Annotated in this window: 12 protein-coding genes; 7 read left to right on the forward strand and 5 right to left on the reverse strand. The window is 62.2% G+C overall.

The genetic code is table 11. The features are described from left to right. Window positions 1-16: 16 nt before the first annotated feature. Entirely contained in the window at window positions 17-277 is a 261-nt protein-coding gene (locus tag ACQUSY_RS13200) for a hypothetical protein (RefSeq protein WP_428904916.1), read from the reverse strand. Between the two features lie 33 nt (window positions 278-310). Here ACQUSY_RS13200 and trpS point away from each other — a divergent pair, with 33 nt between their 5' ends. Genes trpS through ACQUSY_RS13215 form a run of 3 tightly spaced genes read left to right on the forward strand, consistent with a single transcriptional unit; the run spans window position 311 to window position 2,820 of the window. Beyond that, entirely contained in the window at window positions 311-1,321 is a 1,011-nt protein-coding gene (gene trpS, locus ACQUSY_RS13205; RefSeq protein ID WP_428904906.1) for a tryptophan--tRNA ligase, read from the forward strand. A gap of 2 nt (window positions 1,322-1,323) precedes the next feature. Then, window positions 1,324-1,902 carry a GNAT family N-acetyltransferase gene (locus ACQUSY_RS13210; protein ID WP_428904907.1) on the forward strand — a complete coding sequence of 193 codons (579 nt, stop codon included), beginning with the start codon at window positions 1,324-1,326 and terminating at the stop codon, window positions 1,900-1,902. Window positions 1,903-1,947: 45 nt separating this feature from the next. After that, the gene (locus tag ACQUSY_RS13215; RefSeq protein WP_428904908.1) at window positions 1,948-2,820 is read left to right on the forward strand and encodes an Fpg/Nei family DNA glycosylase; all 873 of its coding nucleotides are present in this window, start codon (window positions 1,948-1,950) and stop codon (window positions 2,818-2,820) included. 54 nt (window positions 2,821-2,874) lie between these two features. On the opposite strand, the gene glpK is transcribed toward ACQUSY_RS13215, so the two are convergent. The 3 genes from glpK to ACQUSY_RS13230 form a co-directional block, all read right to left on the reverse strand. After that, entirely contained in the window at window positions 2,875-4,389 is a 1,515-nt protein-coding gene (gene glpK, locus ACQUSY_RS13220; RefSeq protein ID WP_428904909.1) for a glycerol kinase GlpK, read from the reverse strand. A 36-nt stretch (window positions 4,390-4,425) separates the two neighbouring features. Next, window positions 4,426-5,178, reverse strand: a complete 753-nt coding sequence (locus ACQUSY_RS13225; RefSeq protein WP_428904910.1) for an MIP/aquaporin family protein — start codon at window positions 5,176-5,178, stop codon at window positions 4,426-4,428. A 90-nt stretch (window positions 5,179-5,268) separates the two neighbouring features. Then, window positions 5,269-6,993 (reverse strand): glycerol-3-phosphate dehydrogenase/oxidase, encoded by a 1,725-nt coding sequence (locus ACQUSY_RS13230; protein WP_428904911.1) that lies wholly within the window; start codon window positions 6,991-6,993, stop codon window positions 5,269-5,271. 127 nt (window positions 6,994-7,120) lie between these two features. Here ACQUSY_RS13230 and ACQUSY_RS13235 point away from each other — a divergent pair, with 127 nt between their 5' ends. The 4 genes from ACQUSY_RS13235 (at window position 7,121) to ACQUSY_RS13250 (ending at window position 12,105) form a co-directional block, all read left to right on the forward strand. Then, window positions 7,121-8,074: a sugar-binding transcriptional regulator gene (locus tag ACQUSY_RS13235; protein WP_428904912.1), complete on the forward strand. Its 954-nt coding sequence runs from the start codon at window positions 7,121-7,123 to the stop codon at window positions 8,072-8,074. A gap of 136 nt (window positions 8,075-8,210) precedes the next feature. Beyond that, window positions 8,211-9,242, forward strand: a complete 1,032-nt coding sequence (ribD, locus tag ACQUSY_RS13240) for a bifunctional diaminohydroxyphosphoribosylaminopyrimidine deaminase/5-amino-6-(5-phosphoribosylamino)uracil reductase RibD (protein ID WP_428904913.1) — start codon at window positions 8,211-8,213, stop codon at window positions 9,240-9,242. 54 nt (window positions 9,243-9,296) lie between these two features. After that, a complete protein-coding gene (gene ribA / locus ACQUSY_RS13245; protein WP_428904914.1) occupies window positions 9,297-10,514 on the forward strand; it encodes a GTP cyclohydrolase II in 1,218 nt (405 codons plus the stop codon). 175 nt (window positions 10,515-10,689) lie between these two features. Next, entirely contained in the window at window positions 10,690-12,105 is a 1,416-nt protein-coding gene (locus tag ACQUSY_RS13250) for an MFS transporter (protein ID WP_428904915.1), read from the forward strand. Window positions 12,106-12,172: 67 nt separating this feature from the next. Here ACQUSY_RS13250 and ACQUSY_RS13255 read toward each other — a convergent pair. Further along, the coding region (locus ACQUSY_RS13255) for an IS3 family transposase (protein ID WP_428903460.1) at window positions 12,173-12,258 on the reverse strand (86 nt) is incomplete at its 5' end.

Here is a 12,258-nt window from a genome sequence, read left to right on the forward strand (position 1 = left end):
CCACGACCGCCGGCATTCATCGCTCGGCTACCTCGCACCCGTCGACTACGCTCGGCAATGCACCCATCAATCGGAAACCGACGACTCGCACAGCGACCGGACCGAATGAAGGGGGCGGCCCAGTGGCACCGACAATAATGGCGGCAATGCAGGCAAGCGCCACGACGGCAAAGGCGATCAGCATCGTGGGTGTCGTCATCAGGTAGCGCGTGACGTCCCGGCCATGCGCGCGCATGTCGTCGGTCGTGATCGTGATCGTGCGCTGCGGCTTTGGCATGGAGTCAGTATGGCAGTTGGGTATTGTTGAGTGGTGACTGAGAAAGCGCGTCTTTATTCCGGAATGCAGCCGTCCGCCGATTCCCTCCAGATCGGTAACTACATTGGCGCGCTGATGCAGTGGCGCGACCTGCAAACTTCTTACGACGCGTTCTTCTCCGTTGTTGACCTGCACGCGATCACGGTCGCACAAGATCCCAAGATTCTCGCTGAGAAGACGCGCCGCACGGCCGCTCAGTACATTGCCGCTGGCATTGAGCCGGCAAAGTCGACGCTGTACGTGCAGTCGCACGTGCCCGCTCACGCTGAGCTCGCCTGGATTCTGTCGACCATCACCGGTTTTGGTGAGGCGGGCCGCATGACCCAGTTCAAAGACAAGTCGCAGCGCTACGGCGCCGACTCCACGAGCGTGGGCCTGTTCACCTACCCGGTGCTGATGGCAGCTGACATTCTTCTCTACCAGGCAAACGTGGTTCCGGTCGGCGACGACCAGAAGCAGCACGTTGAGCTGACCCGCGACCTCGCGGAGCGCTTCAACTCCCGCTTCGGCGAAGCATTCGTGGTTCCGAACGCCATGATTCAGCAAGACACCGCTCGCATCTACGACCTGCAGAACCCGGTCGCGAAGATGTCGAAGTCGGCCGAGACCGACGCTGGCGTGCTGTGGTTGCTCGATGAGCCATCGAAGACCGCGAAGAAGATCATGCGCGCCGTGACCGACAACGACGGTGTCGTGAAGTACGACCGCGAAGCGAAGCCCGGTGTGTCGAACCTCATGGTGATTTATGCGGCCATGACGGGTCGCCAGATTCCGGCGATTGAAGATGAGTTCGCTGGTCGCGGCTACGGTGACTTCAAGAAGGCCGTTGCTGAGGCTGTCGTGAATGAGTTTGGCCCGGTGCGCGAGAAGGTTCTCGAGCTGCTCGCCGACCCGGCTGAGCTTGACCGCGTGCTTGCTCGTAACGCCGAGAAGGCGGAAGAGGTCGCCAACAAGACCCTCAACGACGTGTACGACAAGGTCGGCCTGCTGCGCCGCGCACGTTAATCGTGACGGCTTCGGCCGTCGATATCGCACCGCTCACCACCGCACGTTTGGTGTTGACGCTCGCTTCGGCGCGCGATATCGACGATATTGTTGACGCTTGCGCAGACCCGACACTGCGCGAGTGGACGTCACTGCCCACGCCCTACCAACGGGCAGACTCGGAGTGGTTTGTCGAGCACGCTGGTGTAGCGGCGCGGGATGACCGCGCGCGGAACTGGGTGGTTCGCACTGCCGGGCGCGTGTTGGGAGTCGTGTCGTTGACGCGATCGACACCTGACACCGCAGAGCTCGGGTTCTGGATCATCGCAGACGCACGACGCCAGGGGTATATGGCTGAGGCGGCGGCCGCGGTCATCGACGACGGCTTCGCCATCGACGGCATGCGCCTGGATCGCATCGAATGGAACGGCGCGGTCGGCAACACGGCGTCGGCGCGAACGGCCCGTGCGCTCGGCTTTCAGTACGAGGGCCTGCGGCGCGGCGCCATGCTGACATCGCGCGGGCGCTGTGACGCGTGGGTCGCCGGCCTCCTCTTCACCGACCCCCGCAAACGCACCCCCTGGCCTGTCCTCCCCCGCTGAGATTGGGGCATAGCGCTCACTGGGCGGGCGTGGCATCATGGCCGCATGCCGGAGATGCCGGAGGTTCAAGGGCTCGCAGACTTTCTCGCGACGCGGTTACGCGGTGTGAGCATCGCGCGTGTGAATCTGGCGGCCATCGCCGCTCTGAAAACGTTCGATCCGCCGCTCGAGGCGATTCGTGGTTCCGTCGTCCGTGATGTCACCCGGCATGGCAAGTTCGTCGATATCTCGCTGTTCAGCCCTGACGAAGACCTACACCTGATCTTTCACCTCGCCAAGGCGGGTTGGTTGCGCTTTGCCGACGAAATCTCCCCCGCCGTCATCAAGCCGGGAAAGACGCCGATCGCGCTGCGCGTCGTTTTCGCCGATGGTTCAGGTTTCGACCTCACGGAGGCCGGAACCAAGAAATCGTTGGCAGTGTACGTCGTGCGCGATGCGCAGGTCGTGCCGGGCATCCGCACACTCGGTCCGGATCCGCTCGCCGCTGACTTCACGCGTGAAAGCCTCGCCTCAATTCTCAGCGGCAGACGCACCCAGATTAAGGGCGTGCTCCGAGACCAATCGTTGATCGCCGGTATCGGCAACGCGTACTCTGATGAGATTCTGCACGCGGCCCGTCTTTCGCCGTACGCGTCAGCTGCGAGCCTGGGGGACGACGACATCACAACGCTCTACGCTGCGATGCAAGACACTCTGCGCACGGCGATCGAGCATGCGTCGGGCAAACCACCGGCTGATCTCAAAGACGCCAAACGGGCGGGTTTCGCGGTTCACGCACGTACCGGCCAGCCGTGCCCGGTGTGCGCAGACACGGTGCGGAGCGTCTACTTCGCCGATCGCAGTCTCGAGTACTGCCCGTCGTGTCAGACCGGCGGCAAGATCCTCGCGGATCGCCGACTCTCGCTCCTGCTCAAGTAGCCAAAAACGCCAGTGGCGCATGCTCGAAAGCATGCGCCACTGGTGAATCGAGGTTTAGAGAACGTCGTCGTCGACCCAATCAAGGGTCTTCGAAACGGCCTTCTTCCAGTTGCGGTACAGGCGCTCGCGCTCCGCCTCGTCCATCTGTGCTTCCCAGCGCTTGTCTTCCTGCCAGTTGGCGCTCAGGTCGTCGAGCGACGACCAGAACCCAACGGCCAAACCGGCGGCGTACGCGGCGCCGAGCGCCGTCGTCTCAGCAACGACGGGGCGAACGACGGGAACGTTCAAGATGTCGGCCTGGAACTGCAACAACGTGTCATTTGCCGTGGCACCGCCATCAACACGAAGCTCGGTCAGGTCGACACCGGCGTCAGCGTTGACCGCCTCCAGCACGTCGCGTGTTTGGTACGCGATCGACTCAAGCGCGGCTCGCGCGATGTGGTGCTTGTTTACGTAGCGAGTGAGTCCAACAATCGCGCCGCGAGCGTCCGGTCGCCAATACGGTGCGAACAGACCCGAGAACGCCGGCACAATGTACGCGCCACCGTTGTCTTCAACCTTGTCGGCCAGGTCTTGCACTTCGGCTGCCGAAGAGATCAAACCGAGGTTGTCGCGCAACCACTGCACGAGCGAACCCGATACGGCGATCGAACCTTCCAGCGCGTAGTGCGCTGGCTGGTCGCCAAGCTTGTAACCAACCGTCGTCAACAGGCCGTTTTCGGACTGCACGATCTCTTCCCCGGTGTTGAAGATCAGGAAGTTACCCGTGCCGTAGGTGTTCTTTGCTTCGCCCTTGGCAAAAGCTGCCTGACCGAAGGTCGCGGCTTGCTGGTCTCCGAGGATTCCGGCGATGGGTGTTTCGCGCAGGAGGCTGTGCTGCTCGGCGACACCGTACACCTCAGAGGACGACTTGATCTCCGGTAGCATCGACTTCGGAACACCAAAGATGCCGAGGATTTCTTCGTCCCACTGCAGGGTCTTGAGGTCCATGAACATCGTGCGGGATGCGTTCGTGACATCGGTCGCGTGGACGCCGCCGTCGACACCGCCGGTCAGGTTCCACAGCACCCACGTATCGGTGGTGCCGAAGAGCAGGTCGCCAGCCTCGGCAGCTTCGCGGGCACCCTCAACGTTGTCGAGTACCCACACAATCTTCGTGCCGGAGAAGTAGGTCGCAAGCGGTAGTCCGACGCGCTCCTTGAAACGGTCCACGCCGCCGGCAACTGACAACGCGTCGACGATGTCTTGCGTGCGGGTGTCTTGCCAGACGATGGCGTTGTAGACCGGCTGACCGGTGTGCTTGTTCCATACCACCGCGGTCTCGCGCTGGTTGGTGATGCCAATCGCTGCGATGTCGTGGCGGGTCAGATTTGCCTTCGACAGCGCCTGGCCGATGGCCTCGCGGGTGTTGTCCCAGATTTCGACGGGGTTGTGCTCAACCCATCCCGCACGCGGGAAAATCTGTTCATGCTCCAACTGACCGGTCGAGATGATCGAACCGCTCCGGTCGAAAATGATGGCGCGACTCGAGGTCGTGCCCTGATCAATTGCAAGTACGTAGTCAGACATCAGTGACTCCATTGTTTCTGTGTTTTAGAAGAGCGCTCATGCGCCCAGGACGGGCAGAAGTACGGGTGCGAGCAGACCGGCACCCACACCACCGATGATCGGACCAACAACCGGCACCCAGGAGTACGACCAGTCGCTGGAGCCCTTGCCCTTGATCGGAAGGATCGCGTGAATGATACGCGGCCCCAGGTCACGTGCCGGGTTGATTGCATAGCCGGTGGGGCCACCGAGGGAAGCACCAATACCAACGATCAGGAGCGCAACGGGAAGAGCGCCCATCGCAGCCATACCGCCGCCGTTACCAAACGCGATAACCACAAACACCAGCACGAACGTGCCCAGCGCCTCGGTAACAACATTCCACCCGTACTTGCGGATGCCAGGACCGGTCGAGAAAACGCCGAGCTTGTTGGCCGGGTCTTCCTCCGCGTCGAAGTGTTCCTTGTATGCAAGCCACGTGAGCACGGCACCGATCATCGCACCAATGAGCTGCGCCGCAATGTAGGCAAGGATTGTGGTGACGTTAACGGCAACGCCCGGAGCAAACTCCTGCGCTCCGCTAGCTACCAAGCCCAAAGTCACTGCCGGGTTGAGGTGCGCGCCGGAGTTGTACGACACCGCGACACCGGCGAAGACGGCCAGACCCCAACCAAAGTTGATGAGGAGGAATCCACCCCCAAATCCCTTGGTCTTGGTGAGCACAACGTTGGCCACCACGCCGCCACCGAGGAGAAGCAGCATCGCTGTTCCCACAATTTCCGCAAGGAACGCCGTTCCCAGATTGTCCACATTGACCTTCTTTCATTCACGACGGCCATCTCCTTGATGACCGCGGCGGCACCCCGTGCCATCTTGCTCCCCACTTGCGGGGCGCAAAGGCTATGTTCTCGCGTGACGAGAAACTTCATTCAGATCGATACCGTGCACATCCGACAGCGTTCGAACCGCATGGTTGATCTCATTGGCGCGAGTATGCTCGCTCCAGCCCAAAACCTCTCCGACGATGTCGGCGAGTTCTGTAAGAACGTCTCCCGTCATCGCCCCGACAAAAGCGATCGAGGTTCGGCGCAAAAACATGTCGTCCAGTCGCACGACGAGCTCGTTGCGCGCCAGCCATTTGATCTCACCCGTCGAGTAAGCCGGCAGGCTTCGCAACGGACGATCTTCGTCGCCCAATTCTTCGATAATGCGTGCCGCGCGCGTGCCGTAACGCTCCAGCAGGGCATCAGCTCGTTCGTAGGTGAGATCGCCTCGATGGTTCTCAACCCATGCCGTCCGCGTTGCGGGACTCGTGGGATATCCGTAGCCGCCGCCGATGGCAACTCTCTCGGTCGAGCGCACACGCCTCCGCCCGATAATCTCCAGCGCCTCGTTCGCGATGTGCTCGCTGAGTGCACGGAAAGTTGTCCATTTTCCGCCCACCAGGCTCAATTGCGTGGTGCCGGGCAGCTGCGGGAGTTCGGTGCGCTCGATGCGGTAGTCGCGAGAGACAAAGCCCGGAGCCTCATCGTCGTGACGAGGCAACGGTCGCACGCCTGAAAACCGGAAGACGATGTGCTCGCGATCAATCGCAATCGAGGGGTAAACGTGCTTGACGAGATCGAAGAAGTAGTCGATCTCCTCTGGCGTGCACCGAATCGGCTGATCCATGTCGTGCTCAAGATCAGTGGTTCCGACCATAACCCGACCCTTCAGCGGGTAGATCAGAACGATGCGGCCATCTTCGTGCTCGAAGAACAGCTCGCGCCCCGCGGTTGCCTGATAGAGCTCGGGGTGGTCCAGCACGATGTGCGACCCCTTCGTTCCGCCCATGAACCGCGTCTTCGTGCCGAGAGCCATATTCGTCTTGTCTGTCCACGGACCGGACGTATTAATGACCACGTCCGCACTGATAGCAAATTCCTCGCCCGTGCGATGATCGCGCACCATGATGCCATCAGCGTTCGCCCCGACAGCCTCCAAGTAGTTGGCTGCACGCGCGTGCGGGCCCTGGCTCAGGCCATCGTGGATGACATCGAGCGCGAGCCGCTCGGGGTCATGCATGGAGGCATCGTAGTAGGTCGCGGTGTACTTGACGTCGGCGTTCAGCGCGGGCATCGCGGCGAGCGACTTGCGGCGGCCGACGAACTTGTGGCGCGGAACAGCACCACCGTCGCGCGAGAACGTGTCATAAATCATGAGCCCGGCTTTGATGAGCAGCGCACCGCGCTCCGTCGGCTTGCCAGACTTGTGGGTCAGGAATCGCAACGGTGCCGAGAGAATGCCGGAGAACGTCGAGAAGATCGGAACCGTCGTTTGCAGCGGTCGCACATAGTGCGGTGCAATGCGAAGCAGGCGGTTGCGCTCAGCGACCGACTCTTTCACCAAACGGAATTCGCCGTTCTCGAGGTATCGAATACCGCCGTGGATCATGTGGCTCGAGGCGCTTGAGGCTCCCGAGACAAAGTCGCCGCGCTCGATCAGAACCACATCGATACCCTGCATAGCCAGGTCACGGAAAGTTCCCGCTCCGTTAATTCCGGCGCCGATGATCAATACGGTCGTGTGCGGTCGCTCGGCAATGGATCGAACCGAGTCGCGTGGTGTCTCCTGCTTACGTGCCACGTTCTAGACCTCCCGTGAGATGGCTTTCGTTCTAGAATCCTGGACTAACGATGAACAGCGTTGCAAGCCCCATGCACATATGTTCAATTACACGAGAGTTGGTGGAAAAAGAGTGTCCGATTCGGTAATGAGCGATCGGCGGCGCGATGCCCTCCGCGCTGCGCACCTCTACTACGTCCAGAGCCTTACAATGGAGGCCATCGCGACGGAGCTGCGGGTATCGCGTTCGTCGGTATCACGATTGCTGGCGCACGCTCGAGATTCCGGTCTGGTGCGCATCACCTTGCATGATCCAGAAGAAGCCCCCGCGACCATCGCCGCACGTGTCGCGCAACGCTTCGATATCACCGTTCATATAGTTCCGGTGTCACAAGTGACCAGCGACATCGAGCGCTTACGGCGCGTTGCGTTGGCGTCTGCCAGCACGATTGGGACGCTCGTGGAATCTAACCAGAAAGTTGGTCTGGCCTGGGGCTCGACGCTCAATGCGGTCTCTCGCGCTTTGGTTCCGCAGTCAACGACCGGAACCGTCTTCGTGCAACTCAACGGATCAGGAAACATCGGCGCTGAAGGCCTCGCCTATTCGTCAGACATGTTGCGACGTTTTGCCGACGCATTCGATGCCCGCGTCGAACAGTTCCCGGTTCCCGCGTTCTTCGATGACCCTCGCACTCGAGAGGCCTTCTGGAGAGAGCGCACTACTCGGCGCGTTCTTCACCTACAAGCACGACTCGACGTCGCAATTTTCAGCGTCGGGTCACCCACCGCTGAGGTTCCATCGCACGTGTACCACGGCGAGTATCTCGATCGAAACGATTACCAGTCGTTGATGAATGACGATGTCGTGGGCGACATCGCTACGGTTTTCTACCGGGCCGATGGCTCAACGAACAACATCACCCTCAATGAGCGTGGAACCGGCCCTGACTTTCGAGTGCTCCGGCGCACGCCCCGGCGGGTCTGCATCGTTTCCGGGTCGGCAAAGATTACGAGCCTGCTCGGCGCGCTCGCCGCCGGCATGGTGACTGATCTCATCATTGATGAGTCGTCAGCGAGCGCTCTGTTGCGCGCCAGCGAATGAACACCGCTCGTGCGGTACCGTACATGTTCGCGAAATATGGGAATACCTCGAGATTCGAACCGTTGAATACACTCAGCAGTGTGTTGCCCCGTCTCTCGGCGCGAGTTTGGCACACGACAGACAGTAACGAGGATCCGTGAATTTTTCGGCCGCAGAAGACGCCGCCATGGCTCAGGCGTTGGCGCTCGCGCTCAACGGGCCCCGCGGCATCAACCCGCAGGTCGGAGCTGTCATCCTCTCCCCCGCAGGTGACGTGCTCGCCACGGGCTGGCACCGCGGCAGCGGCACCCCGCACGCCGAAGTCGACGCGCTCTCCAAGCTCACGCGCGAGCAAACACGCGGTGCGACCGCGGTCGTGACGCTCGAGCCGTGCAACCACACCGGTCGCACCGGCCCATGCGCGCTCGCGCTGATTGAGGCGGGCATCACACGCGTCATCTATGCCACGAGCGACCCGGGCGCGGTCTCCGGTGGCGGTGCTGAGCGCCTGCGTGGCGCGGGTGTCGACGTCGAACGCGGCCTTCTCGAAGACGAAGCGCTCGCGGTCATCGACTCGTGGCTCACGCACACGCGCCTCGGCCGCCCGCACGTCACCGTGAAGTGGGCGCAGACCCTCGATGGCCGCGCGGCAGCCGCCGATGGCACGAGCCAGTGGATCACCGGCCAGGTTGCCCGCGCCGACGTGCATCGGCGACGGGCTGAGGCAGATGCCATCGTGGCGGGCATCGGAACCATCCTGCGCGATGATGCGGCGCTCACGGCACGAGATGGTGACGAACTACTCTCCCAGCAGCCGCAACCGGTCGTTGTCGGCCGCCGCGAGGTTCCGCTCTCCGCGCGCGTGCGCCAGCACCCGCGCGAGCTGATTCAGATTCGCGAGCACGACCCGGCCACAATTCTCGCGGACCTCCACGAGCGTGGCATTCATCGCGTGTTTATCGAGGGCGGCCCAACCGTCGCAAGCGCCTTCTTGCAGGCCGGTCTAGTCGACGAACTCTTGGTTTATGTGGCCCCCGCGTTGCTCGGCGGGCCCCGCGTCGCGCTCGACGATATCGGCATCACGACGATGGCTGACATCATGCGTTTCGCTCAGCCCGAGATCACGCTGCTGGGTGACGATATTCTGATACGTGTGACCCGTGAGGCGAGTACTGATGGTTCCGATTAAACGCTGCACCATCCTCGCACTCCCCCACTCCCTTCGTTTTAAAGGAGGCTCACTGTGAGCCTGTCCCCCATCTCTGACGCCCTGGCCGCACTCCGTGCTGGCACGCCGGTCATTGTCATCGACGACGAACTCCGTGATTCCGAGGGCAGCGTCGTACTCGCCGCCGAAACAGCAACCGGCGACATGCTTGCCTCCATGGGGCACTGGATGGGTGGCTTGATTGGCCTGCCGGTCTGCCCGAAGCGCGCCGCGCTGTTGCAGCTCACCCCGACGTCGCCATCGCTCGCCCCGGCCGCCGGTGCTGACGCTGACATTCGCGCCAACGCATTGCGCGAGATCGCTTCGTCTGCTGGCGCCCTCGAACACCGCCCGTGGTACTTCGTGCCGCTCATCGCCGCCGAGGGTGGCGTCACAGCTCGAGCGGGCCACACCGAAGCAACTGTTGACCTTCTGAAGCTTGCGGGCCTGGCCCCCGTCGGCGCCCTCGCCGAGCTCGTCGCGCGCGACGGCCAAACGCTGCGCCCCGATGAGCTCGAAGACCTCTCGACAGAGCGCGGCTGGCCGCTCATCTCCATCGCCGAGCTTGTGAAGTACCAGGCGCAACACGCCACCGATGGCCGGGAGCCCGCCCCGCGCGCACGCCGTGTTTCGCTGCGTGCGGAGGCCACGGTTCCGACCAATCACGGCACGTTCCGCTTCCTCGCGTTCAAAGACCACATCACCGGCATGGATCACCTCGCAATCGTGTCGGGTGAGCTCACCGACACCGCGCTCGTGCGGGTGCACTCGGAGTGCCTCACCGGTGAAGCGTTCGGCTCGCAAAAGTGCGAGTGCGGCCCCCAGCTCGACGCCGCTCTCCAGGCCATCGACGCTGAGGGTGGTGTCGTGATCTACATGCGCGGCCACGAGGGTCGCGGTATCGGTCTCATCAACAAGCTCCGCGCCTACAGCCTGCAAGAAAAGGGCCTCGACACCCTCGACGCGAACCTCGCACTGGGCTTGCCCGCCGACGCGCGCGACTACGGAGCCGCAGCAGCGATGCTGCAAGATCTCGGCGTCACGAATGTGCGTCTACTCACGAACAACTCCAACAAGGTGGGGCAACTGACCGCACTCGGCCTCACCGTCGTCGAACAGGTTCCGCTCGTCGTCGGCGTCGGCCCCAACAACCACGGCTACCTCGAGACCAAGCGCGACCGCATGGGTCACATCATCGCCGACGGTCGCCTGGAAGCCGCCATGGTCCAGACCCCGCCGAGCGACGCGAACTAAACGACGCCTGCGAATTGCTCCTCTTCCAGACAGGAGTAGGGTTGTTAGGTCGTCGGCCACAAACCGACGCTAAGGTGACGCAGTGTTGAGCCGCCAGGCACAACACCCTGTGTCTGAGGTTCCCCTTCACCGCCGCATCTGACGCAGACGCGCACTGCCCATTCAAAGAGGAATCATGTCTACGACATCCACAGCACCCGCGAACTCTCGCTCCCGCGTCATCACGGCGAGCTTGATCGGCACCACGATCGAGTTCTACGACTTCTACGCCTACGCGACGGCAGCCGTTTTGGTCTTCCCCGTCTTGTTCTTCCCCAGCTCTGACCCGACCGCATCACTATTGGCTTCGTTCGCGGTGTTCGGCGCGGCGATGGTCGCCCGCCCCATCGGTGCCGTCGTCTACGGTCACTTCGGCGACAAGTACGGCCGCAAGGCCACGCTCGTAGCGTCGCTACTGACGATGGGTATCGCGACCTTCCTCATCGGATGCCTCCCCACGATTAACGCGATCGGCTTCTGGGCTCCCGCACTCCTGCTCGTGCTCCGCCTCGCCCAGGGCTTCGCGCTCGGTGGCGAATGGTCGGGTGCAGCGCTCGTGGCAACGGAAAATGCGCCGGCAGGTAAGCGTGCGTGGTACGGAACCTTCCCGCAGTTGGGTGCGCCGCTCGGCTTCATCATCGCCAACGGTTTGTTCTTGTTCATCAACTTCGCACTGCCGGCCGAAGACCCGTCGCAGAAGTCTGACGCCTTCCTCGAGTGGGGCTGGCGCGTGCCGTTCTGGTTCAGCGCCGTGATGGTGATCGTGGGTCTGTGGGTACGACTCAAGCTCGTCGAGTCTGACGCCTTCAAGAACGCGGAGTCGAAGGGAACCATCCGCAAGCTTCCGGTGCTCGAAGCGTTCCGCAAGTACTGGTGGCAGATGATCCTGGGCACGTTCCTGATGCTCGCGACGTACGTGCTGTTCTACCTCATGACTAACTTCACGCTGACGTTCGGCACGAAGCCGCAGACGCTGCCCGAGGGCGCTGACCCGTCAACATTCGTTCCTGGTCAGGGCTTCGCGTACACCGACTTCGTGATCATGCAGATCGTCGGTGTCGTGTTCTTCGGTATCTTCACCATGATCTCCGGCCCGCTGGCCGACCGCTTCGGCCGTCGCAAGACGCTGATCTGGGTAACGGCGGCGATCGTGCTGTTCGGCTTCACGTTCTCGTTCTTCCTGATGCCGCGGGAAAACCCGGTGGGTGCCGGCACGTTCTGGATGACGCTCGCATTTTTGGTCATCGGCTTCACGCTGATGGGTCTCACGTTCGGCCCGATGGGCGCGCTGTTGCCTGAACTGTTCCCCACGAATGTTCGCTACACGGGCTCGGCCATCGCCTACAACGTGTCGTCGATTCTCGGTGCGGCACTCGCTCCGATCATCGCGCTGGCGCTGCTCAGCACCGGTGCGGGTAATCCGTGGCTTGTGGGCATCTACCTGTCGGTGATGGCGGTTCTGACGCTCATCGCCGCCATTCTGATGCGCGAGACGAAGGATTCCGACTACGCCGGCGACGCCGGCGAAATTGTGCCCGAACCGCTCCCCTAATCACAAACACGAAGGCGGGCTGTCACACTGAACTGCTCCCCGGAAGTTGGACAACTTAATTAAAGCATTACGCTGCGAGGGCATGAGCGCGATATTCCATTGGGCTCATGCCCTCGAGCGTGAGTGAGACACGTTCGGTGTTGTACCAGGCGA

The sequence above is a fragment of the Microbacterium daqui genome, from assembly GCF_050408675.1.
Lineage (GTDB): Bacteria > Actinomycetota > Actinomycetes > Actinomycetales > Microbacteriaceae > Microbacterium.